Consider the following 22,726-nt stretch of genomic DNA (forward strand, 5'->3'; position numbering starts at 1 on the left):
TGTTGTCGTGGGCCGGGGTGGGTGGGTGCCGGGGCCGCGGGGTGCGGGGGTCAGGGTGGGGTGATCTGTACGGTCCAGGTGCCCGATTCTGTGCGGTCCTCGACCTTCACCCGTACGCCGTCGCCCGGGACGGTGAAGCTCTCGCCGAGGGCCACCGGGGCGTCGGCGAGCGGGGGGTAGACCGAGTCGGGCCAGCAGGCCTCGGTGTGCGGGTGTGCGTCGACCACCTCGATCGGCCCGCCCCCCGACTCCGCGCCGGTGCGCACCCGGTACACCAGCACCCCCGCCCGGCAGGCGGACGTGTCGTTGCCGACCGGCGTACGCACCTCGAAGGCGAGTGCGCTGCCCGCGCCGGTGCGCACCACCGCCAGCTTCGTGCCCCGCCCGAGGCCGAAGGCCGGCGCGCCGGCGGCGCCGGTCACCACCACCCCGGGGCCCGCCCCCAGCGGCTCCAGCGTCAGCCGGGTCGGCTCACCACCCCGCACGCAGGCCACCTGCCGGGGCTGCAGCCAGCCCAGCTTCCACTTGTGCCAGGCGAACAGATCGGGGGAGAGGCCGAACTGGCTGCCCATCAGATCCCAGTCACCGACGTGCGTGTCCCAGTCCCCCTCGCCGTCCACCGGCCGGTGGTACAGGTCGGGCAGGTCGAAGACGTGCCCCGTCTCGTGGGCCAGGACCAGCCGGTCCGGCGGATGGTTCTCGAAGACCGTGACGACCCGCCGGATGTCGGTGCCGTCGGCCCGCATCGGGGTGTCCAGGTTGACGACCTTCGTGGCGTCGGAGTCCACCCCGGGCGCGTCCGGGTCCGCGGCGAAGTAGACGACGTCGTACCGGGAGAAGTCGACGTACCGGTCCGCCGCGGCCAGCGCGTCGCGCAGGTAGGCGGCACGGTGCTCCGGGCTCCAGTCACGCCGTATGGCGTACGACGTCGACGGGCTCGGCATCCGGACCCAGTCCCGCAGCGGGTGCGGGCGGAGCGTGAAGGCTCCGTAGGAGGCGCGCCGGAAGAAGTCGCCGGTGGCGGGGAAGTGGTCGGCGGCGAGTTCCGCCGGTGCCGTGAGCGGCTGGGAGTCGGGGAAGGACAGGAACACCATCACCGCGTCCAGGGTGCGGGCGGGCCGCGGATAGGCGGCGTTCCAGGTGTCCAGGCCCTCGGAGTGGTGCACATCGGTGCGCTGGAGCGCACAGGGCTCCGGGGAGAAGGGCTCGGCGACCGAGGGAGCGGTGATCAGTGAGGTGGCGGCGAGCGCCGACATCGTGGTGCACACCGCGGCGGTGCTGCGCAGCCTGGTCCGGGCCGCCCGCGCCGTGCCCGCCTCCCGGGGAAGTCGCCTCAGGGGGAGCTGGCGCGGCACATGGACCTCCGGACGCGGTTGACGGGACACCGCGTCCAGCTTGTGCATGATTGTCGTATTGCGCCCTGTTCGCCTGCACCGGATGGGTGAGTCGGCCGGGATTTCGCCGGAGTCCTCCCGGACGACACCTCGAAGGCACTCACGCAACGTCACAACTGGTCGGAGGCGTGACGGACCCGTCCAGGTGTGAGCAGAAACGATCTGCCGGAGGGGGCGCTCGGTCCGTAACGCGGGACGGCGGCTGGAAGGGGCCGGTGTCAGCCTCTATGATCGGCACACTTTCCTGCACGAACAGAGCACGAACAGAGATCGAGGCACTGCGGGAGCGAGCGGTGAACGGAACCTCCGAAGGGCCGGCGCCGGCGGCAGACCTCGGCCCGGTGGTCACAGAGAGTAACGGCGGCCTGGCTCCTCGTACCGGACGAACGGGCCCGCCGACCTACCGGTCGGTGTTCACCGCGGCCCCGCTCGCCATGGCCGTCGTCGACGCCGAGGGCCTGGTCGTGAGCGCCAACGACACCCTGGGCACCCTGCTCGGCACCGACCCGGCCGCGCTGGCCGGCTGTGTGGCCGCCGACCTCGTCGACCTCGCCTCCGACGCCGGCACCTGGCACGCCTACCGCGAGGTGCTGCGCGGCCACCGGCCCCGGCTGCGCTGCACCCGACGGCTGAAGCGGGGCGACGGACACTCCCTGTGGGCGCAGGTGACGGTCGAGCCACTGTCCGATTCCGGGGAGTCCGGGGACGGGGACACCCCGGGCCTGTTGCTCTCCGTCGCCGACGTCAGCGCCCGGCGCGAACTGCAGGCCCGGCTGCGCCACCTCCAGATGCACGACCCGGTGACCCGGCTGCCCAACCGCGCCCTGTTCTTCGAACGCCTGACGGCCGCGCTGGAGGCGGAGTCGTACGAGCACGGCGGCACCGGCCGGATCGGCGTGTGCTACCTGGACCTGGACGGCTTCAAGGCCGTCAACGACACCCACGGCCACCGCGTCGGCGACCGGCTGCTCGCCGCTGTGGCCGAACGGCTGACCAGGTGCGCGCAGGAGGCCGCCCACGCCCGGTCCGGCGCCCCACTGGTGGCCCGGCTCGGCGGCGACGAGTTCGCCCTCCTGGTGGAGGACTCCACCGGCACCGACCAGCTCGCCGACCTGGCCGGGGCCGTCCTGGCGGCCCTCCAGCCGCCCTTCGAGCTCGCCGACCGCCGGCTGTCGGTCACCGCCTCGGTCGGCGTCGTCGAACGCCACACCGCCGGCACCACCCCGACCGCCCTGATGCAGGCCGCCGACACCACCCTGTACTGGGCCAAGGCGGACGGCCGGGCCCGCTGGACCCTCTTCGACCCCGAGCGCAACGCCAACCGCATGACCCGCCAGGCGCTGGCGGCCACGCTCCGTCCCGCCATCGAACGCGGCGAGTTCGCCCTCGAATACCAGCCACTGGTCGGCATGGAGGACGGCCGCGTGCGGGGCGTCGAGGCGCTCATCCGCTGGAATCATCCTCAGTTCGGCGTACTGGCGCCGAATCGGTTCATCGCACTGGCGGAGGAGGATGGCTCGATCGTTCCCCTCGGCCGCTGGATCCTGCGCACCGCCTGCCACCAGGCCCGCCGCTGGCAGCTGGCCCACCCGGACGAGCCGCCGATCTTCGTCAGCGTCAACGTGGCGGTCCGCCAGGTCTGGGACTCCGACCTGGTCGCGGACGTCGCCCGCACCCTGGAGGAGACGGGCCTCGCCCCCCACCTGCTCCAGCTGGAGCTGACGGAGTCGGCCGTGATGGGCTCGGCGGGGCGCCCGCTCCAGGTCCTCAAGGCGCTCAGCGAGATGGGCGTGCACATCGCCATCGACGACTTCGGCACCGGCTACTCGAACCTGGCCTACCTCAGCCGGCTGCCGGTCTCGGTGCTGAAGCTGGACGGCGCGTTCGTCCGGGGCTTCCAGTACGACGCCGCCGCCTCCGACGCGGCCTCCGCGGCGGCCGGGGTCGCCAACCCGGCCGACGAGGTCATCGTCGAGGCGATGGTCCAGCTCGCCCACCGCCTCGGCCTGACCGTCACCGCGGAGTGCGTGGAGACCTCGGACCAGGCGACCCGGCTGCGCCGCATCGGCTGCGACACCGGCCAGGGCTGGCTCTACTCCCGGCCGGTGGCACCGGACCGCATCTCCGCGCTGCTGGGCCACGCGGGACCCGGCGGCCCCGCCGGGGTTCAGGCCGGCGTCGGCAACCCGTAGGCGTCGGCGATCAGCTCGTAGGAGCGCAGGCGCACGTCACCGCCGTGGGCGTTGGCGGTGAGCATCAGCTCGTCGGCACCGGTGCGCTTCTGCAGGTCGTCGAGGCCGGCCCGGACCTCGTCGGCGGTGCCGTGGATGACGTTGGCGTTCCAGGACTGCACGAACTCCTGCTCCATCGGGCTGAAGTCGTACGCCTCTGCCTCCTCGGGCGTCGGCACCAGCCCCGGGCGCCCGGTGCGCAGCCGGACCATGTTCAGCGCGGCCGCCAGCACCTGCCTGCGGGCCTCCTTCTCGTCGTCGGTGGCGAGCGCGGAGACGCCGATGAGGGCGTACGGCGCGTCCAGGACGGCCGAGGGGCGGAAGGACTCGCGGTACAGGTCGAGCGCCGGGATGGTGTTCTGCGCCGAGAAGTGGTGCGCGAAGGCGAACGGCAGCCCGAGGGTGCCGGCCAGCCGCGCGCTGAACCCGGAGGAACCGAGCAGCCACACCGGCGGCCGGTGCGCCGACTGCACGCCCCCGGGCGAGGTGGCCTGTACGGGGCCCGGTACGGCGTGGATACGGGCGTACGGGTGGCCGTCCGGGAAGTCGTCGTCCAGGAACCGGATCAGCTCGGCGAGCTGCTGCGGGAAGTCGTCGGCGCCCTCGTTCAGCCGGTCGGTGCGGCGCAGGGCGGCGGCGGTGGCCCCGTCCGTGCCGGGCGCCCGGCCCAGACCGAGGTCCACGCGCCCCGGCGCCATGGCCTCCAGCGTCCCGAACTGCTCCGCGATCACGAGCGGCGCGTGGTTGGGCAGCATGACGCCGCCGGAGCCGAGCCGGATGCGGTCGGTGTGGGCCGCCAGGTGGGCCAGGATCACCGCGGGGGAGGACGAGGCGACGCCGGGCATGGAGTGGTGCTCGGCAACCCAGTACCGCTCGAATCCGCGGGCCTCGGCGAGCCGCGCGATGTCCACGCCGGTCCGCAGCGCGTCGGTGGCGGTCCGACCGGCACCGACGGTCACCAGGTCCAGTACGGAGAGGGGGACGGGAGCGGTGCCGTGGGCGGTGCCCCGGATCTCCGCTGCGGCGTCTGCGGGCATGGTCGGGTGCCTCCTGTGCTTGACGTGTTCGTACGCGGGTCGCTTCGCGTCGTAACAGGAGGGAGTCTCCGGTTATTCCCGGGCGGGTCGGCCGGTCAGTGGAGCACGCGGTGGCGGAGGCGGACGACGTTCGACGCGTAGGTGTGCGCCTCCACGAGTTCGAGCTTCACCCGGCGCTCTTCCCGGGGGAAGTACGGGGTGCCGCCGCCGAGCAGGACCGGGTGGACCGTGGTCCGGTACTCGTCGATCAGGTCGGACGCGGCGGCCCCGGCGGCGAGGTCCGCGCCGCCGAGGGCGATGTCGCCCTCGCCCGGCTCGGCCCGCCAGCGCTCGATCTCCTGTGCCAGGGTGCCGGACGCCAGGCGGGTGTTGGTGCCCTGGACCGCCGACAGCGTCCTGGAGAACACCACCTTCGGCAGCGCCTTCCACAGCGCGGCCCACTCCAGCTCCGCGGCGCCGAGCGACTCGTCCTGCTCGGCCGTCTCCCAGTACAGCATCGTCTCGTACAGCCGCCGCCCCAGCAGGTGGACGCCGGACTGCCGCAGCTCGTCGGTGAAGTGCCCGAAGACCTCTTCGTCCGGGTCGCTCCAGTCGATGCCGCCGTCGGGGTCGACGATGTAGCCGTCGAGGGACAGGTTCATCGAATAGGTCACCCTGCGCATCGGAAAGGCCTCCTCGGTAGCGGGTCGGGTCCGACAGTACGGCCGCCGGGCGGGTGCCGCACCGGACATCTCCCGGGCGGGATCAGATCAGGGTCTGGGTGAGTTCGCTCCGCGTCGGTGTGTGGAGCAGGCGGCCGTGTGCGCCGTTGACGATCGGCAGGTAGGGCGGGACGTGGCCGCACTCCACGTCGGCGACGATCGGCACCCCCAACGGGCCGAGCGCGTCCAGCACCGCCTGGTGCTGGGAGAGCGACGGAACGCCCGGGGCCGAGGTCCGGCCGACCAGCACCGCGTTCGCGGCGTCGAAGAAGCCGGCCAGCCGCATGCCGTGCAGGTTGCGGCAGATGGCCAGGGCGTCGTCGCCGCAGGCCTCCACGTACACCAGCATCCCTTCCGGTGCCTCGGCCTCGGCGAAGGCGGACACGTCCAGGCAGCCGGACCCCGTGAGGTTGCAGAGCGTCTCGATGCAGCCGCCGATCAGACGGCCCTCGACTTCGAGGTCTCCGCTCCCGTCCAGCCGGGTCCATCCGCCGGGGGTGTCGAGCGTGTACTCCCGTACGCCGGGGTGGAGCGCGTAGTCGTCCCAGCCGGTGGTCCGGTGGCGGCCCGGCGGGGTCTGGGTGAACCGGTGCCCCTGGGGCGCGCCGACGATGTCGAGCCAGGAGACCAGCCCGTCCGGGGTCCGGTACGGGGTGTCCATGAGGTTGTTGCCGTGGACGGTCGCCGTGCCGGTGAGCAGCGTCAGCGGGGTGATGAGGGTCGACATGTCCGAATAGCCCACGACCCAGGTCGGTTCGGCCTCGCGCAGCCGGTCCCAGTCGAGCAGCGGCACGAGGTCGACCGCCAACTCCCCGCCCCACGGCGGCACCACCGCCCTGATGTCCGGGTCGGTCAGCATCCGCATCAGTTCGGCGGCGCGCGCGGGAGCGGGAGCGCTGACGTGCCCCGAGCCGTCCATGCACTCGCCGACGACCACCTCGTACCCGCGTGCCTCCACGTCGCGGATCGCCACGTTCAGGCGTTCGCGGAGCTTCTCGGGAACTCCGCTGGACGGCGAGGTGACGGCGACACGGTCTCCTGGGCGCAAGGGGCGCGGGTATCGAACTGGCATACGGCGGATTCTGGCACGGCGGTCGGAGGGGCGGGCGGGGATTTCTCCGCTCGCCGGCCCGCCCCGCCGGAGGCACCGGGGCCTACCCGTGCCGCCAGGCCACCCGGTGCTCCGCGAGGTGGGCCAGCACCGCGTGGTTGGCCTCCCAGCCGTCCGGGAACTTCACCAGCGTTCCCAGCTGGACCGGCTCCGTGGACGGATAGTCGTCCAGCAGGTCGTCCACCCCCTCGCGGCAGACCACGATGCAGGCGTGCCGGTGCCGGGAGGCCAGGACGCACAGGCGGCCGGTCTCCAGGTGGAAGGCGGTGGCGTCCGGGCGGCCGGAGAGCGGGTGCAGGACGACCGTGACGTCGTACTCGCGGCCCTGCAGCCGGTTCGCCGTGTCGACGGTCACCTCGCCCACCCCGAGGTCGGCCAGCGCCGAGCGGACCGCCGCCGCCTGGTCCCGGTGCGCGGTGCCGACGGCGATGCGGGCCGCGGTCAGCGGAGCGGGGTCCGGCGAGCGCTCGGAGGTCGCCCGGCCCTCCCGGTCGAGGAGCCGCCGGACCACCGCCGCCACCGCCCGCACCGCCTCCGGGTCGGTGCGCGGGGTGTGCCGGGCGGGCAGCTCCAGCAGGCCCCAGCCCGAGGCGGCGGCCTCGTCGATCACCCGGTCGGGACCCGAGCCGTCCGACGGCACCGCGAAGGCCAGGCTCCGGTCGCCGCGGTCCGTGCCGCTGCGGAAGGGCGTGTACGGGTAGAAGGCGTCGGAGACCAGGCGGGCCGCCGACGCCGGGAGCCGCCAGGAGACCGGCAGGCGGTGCTGGGGCAGGTCCGGGTTGTGCGCGAGGAGGGTCGTCACGGCCGAGGACGACGGGTCGTAGGCCAGGCCCGCCCACTGCTCGCTGCCCACCGTCGCGAACGGGTCCAGCTGGCCCGGGTCGCCCACGAACAGCGCCCGCTCGAAGAGCCCGGCGACCGCGAGCAGGGAGTCCGAGCGCATCTGGTACGCCTCGTCGACGATCGCGTGCCGCCAGGGCTCGTCCACCTTGACGTGCGCCCACTTCGCCGCCGTCGACAACACCACGGCCCGGTCGGCGAGGTCGGCGGCCTTGGCCGACTTGCGGACGTTCCCCAGCGCGTCGAGCGCCTTGTCGTACGGGTCGGCGTCGCTGCTGTGCAGGCGGCCCACCGGGAGGTCCGGATTCTTCTCGGCCAGGCGCAGCACCAGGTCGTCGACCTGGGCGTTGGTCTGCGCCACCACCATCAGCGGGCGGCCCGCCTCGGCCAGCTCCAGCGCCGCCCGCACCACGAGCGTGGACTTCCCGGCGCCGGGCGGGGAGTCGACGACGACACCGCGCTCCGTGCCGTGCAGGGTGTCGCGCAGGATCGCGGCGGTGGCGCGGGCGGCCTCGGCGCCCGGGTCGAAGGCCGCTCCGGCGGACGTGGCGAGGGCCTCGGCGGTCACAGCACGTCCTCCTCGGTCTGGGCGTCGGCGGCCTCCGGCACGGTGGCCGCCTCACCGGGCGGGCCGCCGTGCGTCCAGGGCGTCTGCTCCGGGTCGGGGAGCTTCGCGCCGCCCCGCTGCTCGTGCTCGAAGAGGGTGAAGCAGACCAGGTCGCCCTTCTCCGGCACCGACCCCGCCTCGGGCTCCTTGCCGCGGCCCATCTTGTCCATGATCCGCAGGACCAGCGTGCCGTCGTCAGCGCCGGTCCCGTCGTCGGTGTCGTCGGGGGCCGCAGGCCCGACGTACTCGGCGGTCTGCGGCTTGCCGCCCAGCGAGCGGTAGACCTTCACCCGCTCGCCCAGGTGCGGGCGGTCGTCCGTGCGGACCGTGACCAGCGGGCGCGGACTGGGCCGCTTGCTCTCGCTGTACGCCATCACCACGTCGACGACCTCGCCCGCGAAGGCCTCCCCGGACTGCCGCCGCCCGGCCATCACCAGCGGATCGTCCAACGCCTCCTGCGCCTCCAGACGGGCCTGTTCGCGCTCGCGCGTGGCCAGCTTGTTCGCCGCCGTCACCGCGTCGTCGCGGCGCGGCTGCGGAGGCTCGCCGGCCAGGATGCGGTCGCGGTGGGAGGTGAACGACCAGCGGTCGCGCGTCCAGCGCTCCTCGGCGTGCGCCCCTTCGGGCAGCTCCCGCAGCAGGTCCAGGCCCCGCCACACCGCGTCCCAGGTGGGCCGGGTACGGCTGTCGACCAGGGCGCGGATCTCGCGCTCGGCGGCCGTGAGCGCGCCGAGCCGCTCGTCGGCCTCCAGGCCGTCCTCGGCGGCGGCCAGCGCGGTACGGGCGCGGTCGTGGCGCTCGATGGCAGGGGCCAGCAGCTTGTTGTCGAAGGCCGGGTCGGTCGCCGGGCCCGCGGGCGGGCACAGCAGCTGGCCGTCGGCGTCGCGGGCCAGCTCGGCGCGGCGGGCGGCCTCCGCGCCGGTCAGGCCGGGCTCCCGCGAGTCCTCCGGCGCGATCCACGCGAGCAGGGCCCCCAGGTGCTGGTCCTCCAGCGTGGACTGCCCGGTCGCCCAGTGCCGGCCCAGCAGGTCGGTCATGGCGAGCAGGAGGGCGGAACCGGGCACCCGGGCCCGCTCGCCGTAGTGGGTCAGCCACCGGCCGAGCAGCGGCACCCGCGGCGGCGCGGGGTGCGGGGTCTCCGGGTCCTGTTCCGCCGTACGTCGAAAGCGCATGGACCGGCCCAGCAGCCGTACGAAGTCGATGCCCGCGCGGCTCGGCACGACGAGCTGTGCGGCGTCCGCGCACAGGTCGACCTCGACCTTGACCCGCTTGCCCGTCTCCGGGGCGGTCTCGGTGCGCTCGGCGGCCTCGACGCGCTCCGCGTACGCCTCGATGTGCGGCAGCACGATGTCGGCCAGGTCGGCCAGGAACGCGAAGCGCAGGTCGCGGTCGCGGGGCTGCGGCACGACCAGCAGGTGCGGCGCGTCCCGGGCGGTGCCGACCAGCGCGCCGAGCGGGGCCCCTGCCTCACCGGCGGTGGTCAGCGGCACGAAGACCAGCGGGCGCTCGGACAGGTGCCGGTGCCGGACGGTGGCGGCGGGCTGGGCGCGGCCGGTGCGCACGGCCTCCAGCCGGGCCAGCGTGGTGATCAGCGACACGCGGACACCCCGCCGCCCCCGGTGCCGCTGCCGCCACCCGCTGCCGCGCCGGTCCCCGCGCCCGCCGTCGCGAGGGCCTCCGCCCGCAGCCGGGCCGCCCTGCGCAGCGCGGCCACCGCCGGGTCGTCCGGATCGCCGGCCTCCCCGCGGGCCGCGGCCAGCACGTCCTCGACCGTGGAAAGACCGCCCAGCTCGGCCCGCACCGGGCGGCCCAGGCAGGTGACCGCACCGGCCTCGCGGGACCGGGCCCGGCAGTGGAAGGCCAGCTCGCACGTGGACAGGCACTCGGGCGCGTACGCCGCCGGGACCGCCTCGACCGCCGCCGCCAGCTCCTCGGCAGGCAGCTCCGGGGAGAAGCAGACGCCCTCCGGCAGCGCGTCGGCGATGTCCTCGATGCGGGTCAGCCGGGCCAGCTGGCGGTCGGTGACGGCGCGCTGCTTGCGCACGTCGACCGCGGACGCGGTGGGCAGGTTGGAGAAGTCCTTGGGGCCGACGAGCAGCACCCGGTGGCGCACGCGCGGAGCCGGGTCGAGCCGGGCGGCGACCCGCTCCAGGGCCAGCACGTACACCGCGGCCTGCCGTGCGGCGGCGCCGACCTTCGCCGGGTCGGCGGAGCCGTCCAGCATGGGGAAGGACTTGATCTCGACGACCGTCCAGCTGCCGTCCGGATGCACCACCACCGCGTCCGGCTCCAGGAAGGCGGGCGAACCGGCGACGTCCAGGGCGAGCATCGGATGGTCGAGCAGCGTCCATACGCCGGGTGCGCCGGTGGCCTCGCGCAGGGCCAGCGCCGTGCGCGCCGTGCGCCCCTCGGGTCCGGTCGCGGACAGGTCGGGCACCTGGGCCCGGGCCTCGGCGGGCGGCTCGGCGGCCCGGTCCAGCTTCTCGTGCACGAGGCGCAGCAGCTCGGCGCCGCCGTCCGCCTTGACCTTCGCCTCGAAGGCGTTGCCCCGCGTCAGGGCGAACTGCGACTGCCCGAAGGCCGACGGCGAGCCCAGCGCACCGGCCAGCAAGGCCTTGTCCACGCCCGCGCCGTCCAGGATCGCGCGCCGGCGGCACCCCGGGTTGGCGGCGAGGGCGGCCAGGGCCCGGGCGTCCAGCGCCTTGGCCGGTACGTCGGGACCGCGCAGCTCAGCGAGCCGGTGCCGGAGTCTCGTCCCCCGCGTCCGAGGGGGCGGGGTCCGGCTCGGCCCCTGGTCCGAACCGCTGCTCGCGCTGCCGTGGAAATCGCTCACCCGCGGAAGTCTGGCATCCACCACTGACAATCGCGGAACCCGCGCCGTCCCGGACGGAGTCGGGGGCGGACGCCGGGGCGCTCGAGGAGCCGGCCGCGGCCGGTGCGAAACGGGCCGTGAGCCGGGTACGCGCCCGCTCCGCGGTCCGCAGCACGAACGGCGTCAGCAGCAGCCCCGCGCCCATCACGGCCGCACCGGCGACCGCGTCCAGGAAGTAGTGGTTCGCGGTGCCCATCACCACGATCGTGGTCACCAGCGGGTAGACGACCCCCGCCACCTTCGCCGCGCGGGTGCCGCCGTGGCGCCACAGCATCACCCCGCACCACAGCGCCCAGCCCACGTGCAGGCTCGGCATCGCCGCGTACTGGTTGGTCATCCCGCCCAGGCCGCGCGGGGCGCTCGCCTCGCCGCCCCACCAGCCGTACGAGCTGTACTGGGCCATCGTGTCGACGAAGCCGTGACCGGCGTCCAGCAGCCGGGGCGGGCAGGTCGGCAGGAGGGTGAAGCCGATGAGACCGATGAACGTGGACGTCATCAGCCACGTGCGGGCGGCCCGGTAGCGCACCGCGCGGGAGCGGAAGAGCCAGATCAGGATCGCCGGGGTGACCACGTAGTGCAGCGACGCGTACCAGAAGTCCGCCGGTACGCCGATCCACGGCTCGCGCGTGAAGAGGCGGTTGAGGGGGTGCTCCGCGTTGAGGTGGAGCGCCTTCTCGATGTCCAGGATGGCCAGGCCGTGGTCCACGGCGTCGGAGACGTCGCCGCGCACCAGCAGGCGACCGGCGCTGTAACAGGCGTACACGAGGACGATGAGCGGCAGCTCGGTCCACCAGCGCAGCCGAGGGTGCGGGGCCGCCTCGGTGCCCGGTGTCTCGGTGTGCCGCAATCCGATCGCCCTCCCCCTTCTCACGCTTCTCACTTCTCGCTCACTCGCGCACCCGTACGGACACGGGCGAGCCACTCTACGGCCTCGCCGCGGCCGCTCCGCGAAGCGCCCTCGGACCGGATAGACGCGGGTACCGCCCCTCGGGTTGCCCGCACGGACAGTACGGGATGATGGAGGGGTCCCCTCAGACATTTCTCCCGGAAAGGCCCCTTCATGGCACCGCGCATTCTGCTGGCCCGGCACGGACAGACGGAGTGGTCGCTGTCCGGCAGACACACCGGCAGGACCGACGTGCCGCTCCTGGAGGAGGGCCGGCGCGGCGCGAAGCTGCTCGGCGAGCGGCTGCACCGGGCGCCGCTGGACGGGCTGCCGGGCGTGGAGGTGCGGACCAGTCCGCTGATGCGCGCGAGCGAGACCTGCGAGCTGGCCGGTTTCGGCGAGCGCGCACGCGCGTGGGACACGCTCCTGGAGTGGGACTACGGGGCGTACGAGGGCATGACCCCGGAGCAGATCCAGGCCGTGCGGCCCGGGTGGCTGATCTGGCGGGACGGGGTCCCGGAGGGCGAGAGTGTGGCGGACGTCACCGCGCGCGCGGACGAGGTGGTGGCGTGGGCGCGGGAGGCGGAGCGGGACGTGCTCGTCTTCGCCCACGGGCACGTTCTGCGGGCGATCGGGGCGCGGTGGCTGGGGCTGCCGGTGTCCTTCGGCGCGCGGATACGGCTGAACCCGACGTCGCTGTCCGTGCTGGGGTGGGCGTACGGGGAGCCGGCGGTGGAGAGCTGGAACGACCTGGGGCACCTGGTCGGCTGACGGTTGGTGCCGGTGCCGGTGCCGGTGCCGGTGTTTGTGGCGGTTCCCGGTATCGGGGCTGGTCCAGGGTGGGGACGCAGCCCGGCGTGGCGGGGTGCCGCTGCGCCCACCCGTGCCGCCCCGGCGGCACGACTGCCCGCAGCTCGGTCACGCCGGTCGCGGCAGCGCCCCGTGGCGGTCCAGGAAGGTGGAGACGCCCGCTCCCCGGCGGTGGGGGAGGAGGACCCGGGCCGTGCCCGCCAGCATCGTGTGGATGCGGGAGGACTGGACCTCGTCCAGCAGGTCGAGGACCCGCATGCCCGCCCCCGCCGCCTCGTCGGGGCGGCCCCCGCGGGCCAGGTCGTCCGCCAGCTCCGCCGAGTACAGCGCGAGGTTCCGGGTGAAGTGCGGGTCCTGGAGATCCCCCGCCCGCCGCGCGTGCCGGGCGGCCCGCGGCCAGTCGCCCAGGGTGGACCAGCACTGCGCCTCGAGCCCCTCCAGCTCGGCCTCGCCGTAGAAGCTCATCCACTCGGGGTCGGCGTCCGAGGGGCCCCGTTCGAAGAAGGTCTGCGCGCGGACCAGCGCCTGCTCGCAGCCGACGCGGTCCGCCAGCCCCGCCCAGCCGCCCGCCTCGCGCAGCGCGAGCAGGGACATCAGCCGGGCCGAGCCCAGCGGGCGGGCGGCGCGCTGCGCGGCCTGGGCCGCCCGGACCGCCTCGCGCGGGCGGCCGGCGTCGCGGGCCAGGAACGCCATGTTGCAGAAGGCGTGCGCCTCCAGGCCGGCGTCGCCGTTCATCCGGGCGGTGGCCAGGGCCTCGGCGTAGTGGGAGCGGGCGTCGTCGAAGCGCCCCGAGTCGTGCGCCAGCCAGCCGACGGAGATCGCCAGTTCACCGGCGCCCGTGTAGAGCCGGTCCGCGGTGGCCTGCCGGGACGCGCCGGCGTCCAGGAGCGCGTACGCGGTGCGCAGCGGGGCCGCCGCGCGCCGGTAGAGGCCGTCCGCGCCGTGCCGGTCGTCGAGCACCCGGATCCGGCGGACGGCTTCTTCGAGGGCACCGGCCTCGCCCGTCCCGGCCCGGCGCGTGGGACGCCCGGCCGCCGCGGCGTCGAAGGCGAGTGTCAGGGGGCCGAGCGAGGCGGCGGCCACCGTGGCACCGCTCGTCATGAATGCGCGACGCAGCACGTCGCTCTCCTCGTTGTCGTCGTGCGTTTCGTACAGGTCCTGCGTGTCGTGCGTGTCTCGCGTGTCATGGGTCTCATACGGCTCACCCGCCCCCTGCGGCTCACTCGTGGTGCGCGCTTGGCGCCCGCGTACCGACGAGCGGGGCGCGAACCCCAGGTCGGTGAGCGTGCGGCCGGGGAACATGTGCAGGAACACCCGCTCGTACGCGTAGTTGGGGCAGCGGATCTCGCCCGCCTCGACCCGGCCGACGTAGCGCGCGTCGCAGCTGACCCGCTCGCCGATCTCGCGCGCGGCGCGACGGACCGCCGCCGCGAACTCCGCCGGGGAGCGCTTGCCGCGCAACCGCCTGAAGGCGAGGTTCGGCCGGGGTGGCCGTTCGGGCTGGGCGGAGGTCACCGTTGACGACGCCATGGCCGGGTCCTCTCGTGCGAACCGTCGAACCATGCCGGGAAAGGGCGAGTGAGGCTGGAGGCGCCCTGTTTCCGGCGAGCAAGAACGTACCGGCTGTGACGGAGCGGCCACGCGCGGTTTGGCTACAAACCGGATATCTCCTCCACGATCTGCCATGAAGTGCCATCCTTTGCGGCGGGCCCCGCCCGTAGCCGTTGACGGTCCGCCGCGTTGAACCGGGTGGACCGGGAGGCCCCCGACTCCCGAGCCGCTCGTCCGAGGAGGAGTTCCGTGGTGGAGGCCGGGATGGACACCAGCGTCAGCGTTTCCCCCTGCGAGGCCTGTGACGTCGTCACCGTGCCGACCCGGCAGGGTCTGGAGGCGGTCGACATCCTCAGGCGGGGAGCCGGTGAGGGGGTGGGCTCGGTGATCCACGACGACGGCTGCGACACCCTCGGATTCCTGGTGCCGCCGGGCACCGCCGCCGCCTGGGACGTGCCGGGCAGCACCTGCACGGAGACGGACGGCCGTGGACTGAGCATCGTCCCGGCGCCCGAGCCGCCCGTGGAGGGCTCCGACTGGCTGCTGCCGCCCGGCGAGGCGGACCTGGCGACCGACCCCGCCGTACTGCGGGCCGCGCTGGGCGAGGCGGCCCGGCTGATCAGGGCCGCGGACAGCTGCCGTTGAGCACCGCCGGGCAGGGCCGTCCGGGGCGGGGACCCGCCGTCGACCGATAATGGGACGATGGGAAAGTCCAGGAACGCCCGCCGCGGGCGCGCAGCCGCCGAGTCCGTCGTCGAGGACGTGGACGGGGGGCGTGCCGAGCTGGTGCCGGACCGGGACCGGCCCCGGGCCTGGACGCTGCTGATCGACGGCGCCCCGCAGTCGCACGTCGACCTCGACGACCCGGCGTACCTGTCCTTCGAGTACCAGCGCCGCATCGGCCACGTCATCGACCTGGCCACCCCGCCGGGCAGACCGGTCCGGGCCGTCCACCTCGGCGGCGGCGCCCTCACCCTCGCCCGCTACGTCGCCGCCACCCGCCCCCGCTCCACCCAGCAGGTCGTCGAGCGGGACGCCGCCCTCGTCCAGCTGGTCCGCCGGGAGCTGCCCCTCGACCCCGGCGCCCGGATACGGGTGCGCTCCACCGACGCCCGCGCCGGGCTGGCCAAGGTGCCCGACGGCTGGGCGGACCTCGTCGTCGCGGACGTCTTCGGCGGGGCGCGCACCCCGGCCCACCTGACCTCCACCGAGTTCCTCGACGAGGTGCGGCGCGCGCTCGCGCCAGGCGGGGTCCACGTCGCCAACCTCGCCGACGGCCCGCCGCTCGCCCACCTGCGCGGCCAGATCGCCACCGCCGCCGCCCGGTTCGCCGAACTCGCCCTCGTCGCCGACCCGGCCGTACTGCGCGGCAAGCGCTTCGGCAACGCGATCCTGGTCGCCGCCGACCATCCGCTGCCGATCGCCGAACTCACCCGCCGGGCCGCCTCCGACCCGCACCCCGCGCGCGTGGAACACGGCCGCGCGCTCACCGACTTCACCGGCGGCGCCCAGCCCGTGACGGACGCGGCGGCGGTGGACTCGCCCGCGCCGCCGGAGTCCGTCTTCGGATGAGCCTCTTCGGACCGGCCTCTTGGGACCGGCCTCTTCGAGTGAGCCTTCGCGAGTGAGCCTCGGACCGAACGCGTCGGCTCAGTAGCTGCCGATCTCCACCCGCGGCGGCCCGTCGTGCCAGGTGCAGAAGACCGACACCCGGTCCGCGCCCGAGGTGAACTCCACCCGGATCCACGACTGTGTCTTCCACACCTGCATCGACCAGCCAGGGCCCGGAGTGGCCGACACCAGTGAGGCCGACGACGTGCCGAGGTCGAAGACCGCGCGGCCCCCGTCGGTGTCGTAACTCTTCACCTCGCCGGACGTGTCGGGGGCGGGACGCGTCGGGTCCGCGGACGGCGTGGCGGACGGCGCGGTGCGGGTCGGCGCGGGACCGGGCTCGTGGGCCGTCCCGCTCGGTGTCGGCGACGCGCTGCCCGGCGACGGCGACGGCGACGCTGAGGGCCGGCTGGTGGACGACGCCAGGGACTCCCCGTCGTCGCTGCCCTCCCCGTCCCGCACGCTCGCGTCGGCCGCCGTGATCGGCAGCGCCCGGGGGGCGTCGTAGGCCGTGCCCGCCATCACCGTGTGCACGCCCCACCACGACAGCGTGACCGCCGCGCCGGTGGCGAGCAGCCAGGCGATCACGTGGACGAGTCCTCTGCGCATCGCGGCCATACTGCCTCACCCGCCCCACGCGTGTCGCCCGAAAGCGGTGTGACGCGGGCCGGAGGGGAGTTGTCCACAGGCTCGGACCGGGTCGGTCCGCATGGCGTACGGTGCCGCCCATGGCAAGTGTGCTCGTCGTCGAGGACGACCAGTTCGTACGCTCGGCGCTCATCCGGCAGCTGACCGACGCCTCGCACACCGTGCGCAGCGTGGGCACGGCGCTGGAGGCGCTGCGCGAGGTCGCCCATTTCCGGTTCGACGTGGTGATCCTGGACCTCGGACTGCCCGACCTGGACGGCTCCGAGGCGCTGAAGATGCTGCGCGGCATCACCGACGTACCGGTGATCGTCGCCACCGCCCGGGACGACGAGACGGAGATCGTACGGCTGTTGAACGCGGGCGCGGACGACTACCTCACCAAGCCGTTCTCCGTGGAGCACCTGTCGGCCCGGATGGCGGCCGTGCTGCGCCGCGCCCGCGGCGGCCCCGCGGAGGCGGCGGCGCCCGCGGTCCTGCGGGTCGGCGGCCTCACCGTCGACCCGCTGCGCCGCCAGGCCGAACTGGACGGTGCGGCCCTCGACCTGACCCGCCGCGAGTTCGACCTGCTCGCCTTCCTGGCAGGCCGCCCCGGGGTCGTCGTCCCCCGCAAGGAGCTGCTCGCCGAGGTCTGGCAGCAGTCCTACGGCGACGACCAGACCATCGACGTCCACCTGTCCTGGCTGCGGCGCAAACTGGGCGAGACCGCGGCCCGGCCGCGCTATCTGCACACCCTGCGCGGCGTCGGCGTGAAGCTGGAGCCACCGCGATGAGATGGGCCCTGGTCAAGGTCTCGCTGGCGGTCACCGCGATGGTCGTGGTCGCCTTCGCCGTGCCGCTGGGACTCGTCATCCGGGAGATGGCCCGCGACCGCGCCTTCTCCAACGCCGAGCGGGAGGCCGCCGCCGTCGCCCCGGCCCTGTCCATCACCACCGACCGGGAGCAGTTGGAACGCGTCGTCGCCTCCGCCGGTTCGGACGCCGGGATGGCCGTGCACATACCGGCGCCCGCAGCCGGGTCCCGGTCGGAGTCCGGCGCCGGGGCCGCGGAGGCCGGCGGCGCCACCGACATCGGCCGGCAGCGCGCCACCGACGAGGACATCGCCGCCGTACGGGAGATGGGGCGGGCCTCCACCACCGAGGTGGGCGGCGGTTCCACCCTGCTCCAGCCGGTCGCGCTCAGCTCCGGCCAGATCGCCGTCGTCGAGGTGTACGTCCCCGAGTCCGAGGTGACCAACGGCGTCGGCACGGCCTGGGCGGTGCTGGCCGCGGTCGGCGCCGCCCTGATCGTCGGCTCGGTCGCGGTCGCCGACCGGCTGGGCGTACGGATGGTGCAGCCCGCGCGGCGTCTGGTCGAGGGCGCGCACGAGCTGGGGGAGGGCAAGCTGGGCGCGCGGGTGCCCGTGGAGGGGCCGGACGAACTGCGGCGCGCGGCGGTCGCGTTCAACTCCATGGCCGACCAGGTCGTCCAGCTCCTCGCCAACGAGCGGGAGCTGGCCGCCGATCTGTCCCACCGGCTGCGCACCCCGCTGACCGTGCTGCGCCTCAACGCCGCCTCGCTGGGCGAAGGCCCGGCCGCCGAGCAGACCCGGGCCGCCGTCGAGCAGTTGGAGCGCGAGGTCGACACCATCATCCGCACGGCCCGGGACGCCAAGCCGCAGACGGCCGCCGCCGGCCCCGGCGCCGGGTGCGACGCGGCCGAGGTGGTCCGGGAGCGGATGGGGTTCTGGTCGGCGCTCGCCGAGGACGAGGGCCGCAAGTGGCGGGTGGCCGGCGCCGACCGGCCGGTGCGCATACCCGTGGCCCGCACCGACCTGGCCGCCTCCCTCGACGCCCTGCTCGGCAACGTCTTCCGGCACACCCCCGAGGGCACCGCCTTCGCCGTCGACCTGCACAACGGCGAGGACGCGGTGATCGTGCTCGTCTCCGACGCGGGCACCGGCATAGCCGACCCCGAGGCGGCGATGGCCCGCGGCCGGGGTTCGGGCACCGACGGGTCGACCGGGCTCGGCCTGGACATCGTGCGCAGGATGGCCGAGTCGACCGGCGGCGACGTCCGCATCGGCTCCTCCGTGCTGGGCGGCACCGAGGTGCGGATCTGGATCCAGCTGGACCAACGGACGGCGCCGGTGCGGCGCGGGCACCGGGGAGCCGTACGCCGGCGCAGGCAGGGCCGTACGCCGACGCCGGCACCGGCGGGCCGGGCCGCCCGCGACCATTAATCGGTCCCGATCCCTTCCTTAAGCCCACCCTAAGATCGCCAATCCCCGTCCGGATCAGGCTCTTTGCCCGTTTCCGGGTCGCTAGCGTGCTGCCGCACCCCCACCCGCCCCCGCCGGCCTCCCGCCGGGGGCACCGTGAACAGCGAAGGCAGGCACGTGATGCGCACGCACCGACGCAAGGTCAGTGGCAGGAACAAGGCGATCGGCGCCCTCGTCGCGGCGGCCGTGGCCGGTGGCGGGGCGCTGCTGTTCACCAGCACCGCCCAGGCCGCCCCGGTCGGGGCCGCGTACACGAAGACCAGCGAGTGGTCGACGGGCTACACCGCCCAGTACGTCGTCACCAACACCAGCGGCCGGGCGAAGGCGGACTGGACCCTGGAGTTCGACCTGTCCGACGGCGCGAAGCTCGGCTCGCTGTGGAACGCCGAGTCGAAGGTGAGCGGGCAGCACGTCACCGTGACCCCGCCCGAGTGGGACACGGACGGGCTGAAGGCCGGCGAGTCCGTCACGGTCGGCTTCGTCGTCAACGGCACCGCCGAACCCACCGGTTGCCTGGTCGACGGCGCCGCGTGCTCGGCCGACGACGGCGTCACCCCCGAGCCCAGCGGCCGCCCCACCGAGCCCCCCGCCCCGACACCCACGCCGACCCCCACCGCCACGGCGACCGGCACCGCCGAGCCGACCCCGACCGGCACCCCCACCACCCCGGCGCCCACCGGCACGCCCGGCAACGGCACCGCGGCGGGCGCCGGCTTCGCGCCGTACGTCGACACCTCGCTCTACCCGGCCTTCGACCTGCTCGCGCACGCCGGGGCGACCGGCGTGAAGGAGTACAACCTCGCCTTCGTCACCGACGGCGGCGGCTGCACCCCGAAGTGGGGCGGCGTCACCGACCTCGGCGGTGACGCCGTCGCGAACCAGATAGGCGCCCTGCGCGCCCAGGGCGGCGACGTCCGGGTCTCCTTCGGCGGCGCCTCCGGCTCCGAACTGGGCACGACCTGCACGTCGGCCGACGCGCTGGCGGCGGCGTACGGCAAGGTCGTCGACGCCTACCGGCTCACCAAGGTCGACTTCGACGTCGAGGGCGGCGCGCTGCCCGACACGGCCGCCAACACCCGCCGTGCCCAGGCCATCGCCGCGCTCCAGGAGGAGCACCCCGGCCTGGACGTCTCCTTCACCCTCCCGGTGATGCCCGAGGGCCTCACCCAGGCCGGCGTCGACCTCCTCGCCGACGCGAAGAAGAACGGCGTGGACATCGACGCCGTCAACATCATGGCGATGGACTACGGCCCCGCGTACAGCGCCGACATGGGCACCTACGCCGAGCAGGCCGCCACCGCCACCCAGGCCCAGGTCAAGGGCGTCCTCGGCCGGTCCGACGCGGACGCCTGGAAGACGGTCGCCGTCACCCCGATGATCGGGGTCAACGACGTCGCCTCCGAGGTCTTCACCGTCGACGACGCCGCCCAGCTGGTGGAGTTCGCCCGGTCCAAGGGCCTGGGCGGCCTGTCCATGTGGTCCGCGACCCGCGACAAGGCCTGCCCCGGCGGCCCGAAGCCCTCGGCCGACGCCACGTGCAGCTCCGTGGACCAGGAGCCGAACGCCTTCGCCAAGGCCCTTGCCGCCTACAAGTAGGGCCGGGCCCCTTCCCGTGCGGCCGGGCCCCACACCGGTCACACGAGCGGGGCGCGGCATCCCCCCGTGGAATGCCGCGCCCCGCATCAACCCGGCCGGGCAGGGGTTACCCGACCGCGTCCAGCGGCGGCAGCGTCCCCGTGCGGGCCGCGCGGCCGTACCACAGGGCGCTCGACTTCGGGGTGCGCTGCTGGGAGGCGTAGTCGACGTACACCGCGCCGAAGCGCTTCTCGTAGCCGTAGGCCCACTCGAAGTTGTCCAGCAGGGACCACAGGTAGTAGCCGCGGACGTCGGCGCCGTCGGCGATGGCCTGCCGGACCGCGGTGAGGTGGCCGTTCAGGTAGGCGACCCGGTCGGGGTCGTGCACCGAGCCGTCCGCGCCGGGCTTGTCGTCGTAGGCCGCGCCGTTCTCGCTGATGTACAGCGGCATGCCGGGGGCCTCCCGGTTGTACCGCATGATCAGCTCGTGCAGGCCGCTCGGGTCGACGGTCCAGCCCATCTCGGTGCGCTCGCCGGGCGGCTGGTGGAACGCCACGTCGTCCGCGGCGGGCCAGGGCGAGTGGTCGCTCGCGCCGTGGCCGTCGGCGCGCGGCGCACGCGAGTCGGCGTCGGCCGCCGACACCACCGTCGGCGTGTAGTAGTTGAGGCAGATCGCGTCGATCGGCTGGCGGATCTGCCCCAGGTCGCCGTCCTGGACGAACGACCAGTCCGTCACCGGCGCGGTGGCCTCCAGGAGCGACTGCGGGTAGGCGCCGTGCAGGATCGGGCCGTGGAAGATCCCGCCGGACAGGTCGTCGATCTTCCGGGCCGCCGCCAGGTCCGCCGGGCTCTGCGACAGCGGCCGCACCACGGACGTGTTGAGGCTGATCGCCACCGAGTTGCGGGCCGGCATCACCGAACGCAGCGCGACCGTGCCCAGGCCGTGCGCCAGGTTCAGGTGGTGCGCGGCGCGCAGCGCGGCCGCCGGGTCGGTGCGGCCGGGGGCGTGCACACCGGAGGCGTAGCCCAGGAAAGCGGCGCACCACGGCTCGTTCAGCGTGATCCACTGTTCCACCCGGTCGCCGAGCGCCTCGCCGACGATCTGCGCGTACTCGGCGAACCGGTACGCCGTGTCCCGCTCCGGCCAGCCGCCCGCGTCCTCCAGCTCCTGCGGCAGGTCCCAGTGGTAGAGGGTGACGGCCGGCTTGATCCCGGCGGCCAGCAGCTCGTCCACCAGGCGGCGGTAGAAGTCCAGGCCGCGCTGGACGGCGGGGCCGCGGCCGGTCGGCTGCACCCGGGTCCAGGAGACCGAGAAGCGGTAGGCGCCCAGGCCCAGGTCCTTCATCAGGGCCACGTCGTCGCGGTAGCGGTGGTAGTGGTCGACAGCGACGTCCCCGGTGTCCCCGCCGGCCGTCTTCCCGGGCGTGTGGCTGAAGGTGTCCCAGATCGAGGGGGTACGGCCGTCCTCCCGCACCGCGCCCTCGATCTGGTACGCCGAGGTGGCGGCGCCCCAGAGGAAGGCGGGGGGGAAGGTCACCGGGGTCACCGGCGTTGCGGACTCAGGCATGGAAGCGCTCCCATTGCGGGTCATGGCGGGTCGGGTCACGGAAGACCGACACGTGGAAGTACGAGGGGGGAAGGCGGGGCCGGGACGGCGGTGGCCCGGCCCCCGGGGAGGGTTGTCATCCCTTGACGGCGCCCTGCATGATGCCGCCCACGATCTGCTTGCCGAAGATCGCGAACACCAGGAGCAGTGGCAGCGTGCCGAGCAGCGCGCCGGCCATGATCAGGGACTGGTCGGGGGTGTAGCCGCGGCCCAGGCCGGCGAGGGCGACCTGCACGGTCGGACTGCCGTTCTGCGTCAGCACCAGGAACGGCCACAGGAAGTCGTTCCAGGACTGCACGAACATCAGCATGCCGAGCACGGCCATCGCGGGCCGCGCCGCCGGGAACACCACGTGCCACATCACCCGCCAGCTGCTGGCGCCGTCCACGCGCGCGGCCTCGATGATCTCGTCCGGCAGCGCCTGGAGCAGGTACTGCCGCATGAAGAACACGCCGAACGCGTTCACCAGGGACGGCAGGATCACTGCCTGGAGCTGGTCGGACCAGTCCAGCTTGGCGACCATCATGTACAGCGGGATGATGCTCAGCTGCGGCGGCACCATCATCGTGCCGATGACGATCAGCATCAGCGCGTTGCGGCCGCGGAAGCGCAGCTTGGCGAAGGCGAACCCGGCGATCGTCGACAGGAAGACGATGGTGCACGCCGAGATCCCGGCCACGATGGTGGTGTTGAGGAACGCCTCGCCGAGGTTGGCGTCGTTCCAGGCGATCTCCAGCTTGTCGAAGAGGTTGCCGCCGAACCAGAAGGGCGGCGGCGTCTGGGCGAGCCGCTGGTTGTCGCGCGAGGCGGCGATCGCCGTCCACACCAGCGGGAACAGCGAGCCGATGGTGAACAGGGCGAGGATGATGTAGGCGATCGGCCCGGCGTGCAGCGTGCCGCCCGCCCGGGCCGCCTTGGAACGTCGTCGGCCCCGCCGGGGCGGCTCGGATGCCGCGTCGGCCGGGGGTTTCGTCATGGTCGTCGTCACG

The 22,726-nt window shown here is 74.3% G+C and carries 19 protein-coding genes; 7 read left to right on the forward strand and 12 right to left on the reverse strand.

The window, feature by feature from the left end:
• Nucleotides 1-50 precede the first annotated feature (50 nt).
• Nucleotides 51-1,403 carry a M6 family metalloprotease domain-containing protein gene (locus tag ACZ6IM_RS01110; protein ID WP_469553612.1) on the reverse strand — a complete coding sequence of 451 codons (1,353 nt, stop codon included), beginning with the start codon at nt 1,401-1,403 and terminating at the stop codon, nt 51-53.
• A 284-nt stretch (nt 1,404-1,687) separates the two neighbouring features.
• On the opposite strand from ACZ6IM_RS01110, the gene ACZ6IM_RS01115 reads away from it, so the two are divergent.
• A complete protein-coding gene (locus tag ACZ6IM_RS01115; RefSeq protein ID WP_469553614.1) occupies nt 1,688-3,586 on the forward strand; it encodes a putative bifunctional diguanylate cyclase/phosphodiesterase in 1,899 nt (632 codons plus the stop codon).
• On the opposite strand, the gene ACZ6IM_RS01120 is transcribed toward ACZ6IM_RS01115, so the two are convergent.
• The 7 genes from ACZ6IM_RS01120 to ACZ6IM_RS01150 all read right to left on the reverse strand — a co-directional run bounded on the left by ACZ6IM_RS01120 (nt 3,562) and on the right by ACZ6IM_RS01150 (nt 11,640).
• Nucleotides 3,562-4,662, reverse strand: coding sequence for an LLM class flavin-dependent oxidoreductase (locus ACZ6IM_RS01120; protein ID WP_469553616.1), 1,101 nt, complete (start codon nt 4,660-4,662; stop codon nt 3,562-3,564). The genes ACZ6IM_RS01115 and ACZ6IM_RS01120 overlap by 25 nt on opposite strands.
• A 95-nt stretch (nt 4,663-4,757) precedes the next feature.
• Complete coding sequence (locus ACZ6IM_RS01125; protein ID WP_052837996.1) at nt 4,758-5,324, reverse strand: dihydrofolate reductase family protein; 567 nt, start codon at nt 5,322-5,324, stop codon at nt 4,758-4,760.
• A gap of 82 nt (nt 5,325-5,406) precedes the next feature.
• Nucleotides 5,407-6,435, reverse strand: a complete 1,029-nt coding sequence (locus ACZ6IM_RS01130) for a S66 family peptidase (RefSeq protein ID WP_469553618.1) — start codon at nt 6,433-6,435, stop codon at nt 5,407-5,409.
• A gap of 82 nt (nt 6,436-6,517) precedes the next feature.
• The gene (locus tag ACZ6IM_RS01135; protein WP_469553620.1) at nt 6,518-7,882 is read right to left on the reverse strand and encodes an AAA domain-containing protein; all 1,365 of its coding nucleotides are present in this window, start codon (nt 7,880-7,882) and stop codon (nt 6,518-6,520) included.
• Nucleotides 7,879-9,519: a hypothetical protein gene (locus ACZ6IM_RS01140; RefSeq protein ID WP_469553622.1), complete on the reverse strand. Its 1,641-nt coding sequence runs from the start codon at nt 9,517-9,519 to the stop codon at nt 7,879-7,881. The genes ACZ6IM_RS01135 and ACZ6IM_RS01140 overlap by 4 nt, the downstream gene beginning before the upstream one ends.
• Complete coding sequence (locus ACZ6IM_RS01145) at nt 9,510-10,754, reverse strand: hypothetical protein (RefSeq protein ID WP_469553624.1); 1,245 nt, start codon at nt 10,752-10,754, stop codon at nt 9,510-9,512. The genes ACZ6IM_RS01140 and ACZ6IM_RS01145 overlap by 10 nt, the downstream gene beginning before the upstream one ends.
• A complete protein-coding gene (locus ACZ6IM_RS01150) occupies nt 10,651-11,640 on the reverse strand; it encodes a phosphatase PAP2 family protein (protein WP_052838000.1) in 990 nt (329 codons plus the stop codon). The genes ACZ6IM_RS01145 and ACZ6IM_RS01150 overlap by 104 nt, the downstream gene beginning before the upstream one ends.
• 213 nt (nt 11,641-11,853) lie before the next feature.
• On the opposite strand from ACZ6IM_RS01150, the gene ACZ6IM_RS01155 reads away from it, so the two are divergent.
• The gene (locus ACZ6IM_RS01155; protein WP_052838001.1) at nt 11,854-12,450 is read left to right on the forward strand and encodes a histidine phosphatase family protein; all 597 of its coding nucleotides are present in this window, start codon (nt 11,854-11,856) and stop codon (nt 12,448-12,450) included.
• A gap of 147 nt (nt 12,451-12,597) precedes the next feature.
• Here ACZ6IM_RS01155 and ACZ6IM_RS01160 read toward each other — a convergent pair whose 3' ends face one another.
• Complete coding sequence (locus tag ACZ6IM_RS01160; RefSeq protein WP_469553626.1) at nt 12,598-14,019, reverse strand: hypothetical protein; 1,422 nt, start codon at nt 14,017-14,019, stop codon at nt 12,598-12,600.
• A gap of 285 nt (nt 14,020-14,304) precedes the next feature.
• Between ACZ6IM_RS01160 and ACZ6IM_RS01165 the strand changes: the two genes are divergently transcribed.
• Nucleotides 14,305-14,685, forward strand: a complete 381-nt coding sequence (locus ACZ6IM_RS01165) for a hypothetical protein (protein WP_052838275.1) — start codon at nt 14,305-14,307, stop codon at nt 14,683-14,685.
• A gap of 57 nt (nt 14,686-14,742) precedes the next feature.
• The gene (locus ACZ6IM_RS01170; RefSeq protein WP_052838003.1) at nt 14,743-15,612 is read left to right on the forward strand and encodes a spermidine synthase; all 870 of its coding nucleotides are present in this window, start codon (nt 14,743-14,745) and stop codon (nt 15,610-15,612) included.
• Nucleotides 15,613-15,690: 78 nt separating this feature from the next.
• Here ACZ6IM_RS01170 and ACZ6IM_RS01175 read toward each other — a convergent pair whose 3' ends face one another.
• A complete protein-coding gene (locus tag ACZ6IM_RS01175) occupies nt 15,691-16,260 on the reverse strand; it encodes a hypothetical protein (protein WP_469553629.1) in 570 nt (189 codons plus the stop codon).
• Between the two features lie 119 nt (nt 16,261-16,379).
• Between ACZ6IM_RS01175 and ACZ6IM_RS01180 the strand changes: the two genes are divergently transcribed.
• The 3 genes from ACZ6IM_RS01180 to ACZ6IM_RS01190 all read left to right on the forward strand — a co-directional run bounded on the left by ACZ6IM_RS01180 (nt 16,380) and on the right by ACZ6IM_RS01190 (nt 20,152).
• Nucleotides 16,380-17,069 carry a response regulator transcription factor gene (locus ACZ6IM_RS01180; RefSeq protein ID WP_469553631.1) on the forward strand — a complete coding sequence of 230 codons (690 nt, stop codon included), beginning with the start codon at nt 16,380-16,382 and terminating at the stop codon, nt 17,067-17,069.
• Nucleotides 17,066-18,517 (forward strand): sensor histidine kinase, encoded by a 1,452-nt coding sequence (locus ACZ6IM_RS01185; protein ID WP_052838005.1) that lies wholly within the window; start codon nt 17,066-17,068, stop codon nt 18,515-18,517. Before ACZ6IM_RS01180 ends, ACZ6IM_RS01185 begins: the two co-directional genes overlap by 4 nt.
• Nucleotides 18,518-18,676: 159 nt before the next feature.
• Complete coding sequence (locus ACZ6IM_RS01190) at nt 18,677-20,152, forward strand: glycoside hydrolase family 18 protein (protein ID WP_469553633.1); 1,476 nt, start codon at nt 18,677-18,679, stop codon at nt 20,150-20,152.
• A 106-nt stretch (nt 20,153-20,258) separates the two neighbouring features.
• Here the strand turns inward: ACZ6IM_RS01190 and ACZ6IM_RS01195 are convergent, their stop codons facing one another.
• Nucleotides 20,259-21,698, reverse strand: a complete 1,440-nt coding sequence (locus ACZ6IM_RS01195) for a GH1 family beta-glucosidase (protein WP_052838007.1) — start codon at nt 21,696-21,698, stop codon at nt 20,259-20,261.
• Between the two features lie 115 nt (nt 21,699-21,813).
• Nucleotides 21,814-22,725, reverse strand: a complete 912-nt coding sequence (locus tag ACZ6IM_RS01200) for a carbohydrate ABC transporter permease (protein ID WP_052838008.1) — start codon at nt 22,723-22,725, stop codon at nt 21,814-21,816.
• Nucleotide 22,726: the final 1 nt, after the last annotated feature.

The organism is Streptomyces sp. NPDC042336 (genome assembly GCF_055581985.1).

Excerpts from the sequence above, each read along its gene's own strand:
- ACZ6IM_RS01165 (WP_052838275.1), top strand. The coding sequence starts at position 14,305 with ATGGACACCAGCGTCAGCGTTTCCCCCTGCGAGGCCTGTGACGTCGTC.
- ACZ6IM_RS01155 (WP_052838001.1), top strand. The coding sequence starts at position 11,854 with ATGGCACCGCGCATTCTGCTGGCCCGGCACGGACAGACGGAGTGGTCG.
- ACZ6IM_RS01110 (WP_469553612.1), bottom strand. The coding sequence starts at position 1,403 with ATGCACAAGCTGGACGCGGTGTCCCGTCAACCGCGTCCGGAGGTCCAT.
- ACZ6IM_RS01185 (WP_052838005.1), top strand. The coding sequence starts at position 17,066 with ATGAGATGGGCCCTGGTCAAGGTCTCGCTGGCGGTCACCGCGATGGTC.
- ACZ6IM_RS01175 (WP_469553629.1), bottom strand. The coding sequence starts at position 16,260 with ATGCGCAGAGGACTCGTCCACGTGATCGCCTGGCTGCTCGCCACCGGC.
- ACZ6IM_RS01125 (WP_052837996.1), bottom strand. The coding sequence starts at position 5,324 with ATGCGCAGGGTGACCTATTCGATGAACCTGTCCCTCGACGGCTACATC.
- ACZ6IM_RS01195 (WP_052838007.1), bottom strand. The coding sequence starts at position 21,698 with ATGCCTGAGTCCGCAACGCCGGTGACCCCGGTGACCTTCCCCCCCGCC.
- ACZ6IM_RS01190 (WP_469553633.1), top strand. The coding sequence starts at position 18,677 with ATGCGCACGCACCGACGCAAGGTCAGTGGCAGGAACAAGGCGATCGGC.
- ACZ6IM_RS01180 (WP_469553631.1), top strand. The coding sequence starts at position 16,380 with ATGGCAAGTGTGCTCGTCGTCGAGGACGACCAGTTCGTACGCTCGGCG.
- ACZ6IM_RS01130 (WP_469553618.1), bottom strand. The coding sequence starts at position 6,435 with ATGCCAGTTCGATACCCGCGCCCCTTGCGCCCAGGAGACCGTGTCGCC.
- ACZ6IM_RS01170 (WP_052838003.1), top strand. The coding sequence starts at position 14,743 with ATGGGAAAGTCCAGGAACGCCCGCCGCGGGCGCGCAGCCGCCGAGTCC.
- ACZ6IM_RS01120 (WP_469553616.1), bottom strand. The coding sequence starts at position 4,662 with ATGCCCGCAGACGCCGCAGCGGAGATCCGGGGCACCGCCCACGGCACC.
- ACZ6IM_RS01160 (WP_469553626.1), bottom strand. The coding sequence starts at position 14,019 with ATGGCGTCGTCAACGGTGACCTCCGCCCAGCCCGAACGGCCACCCCGG.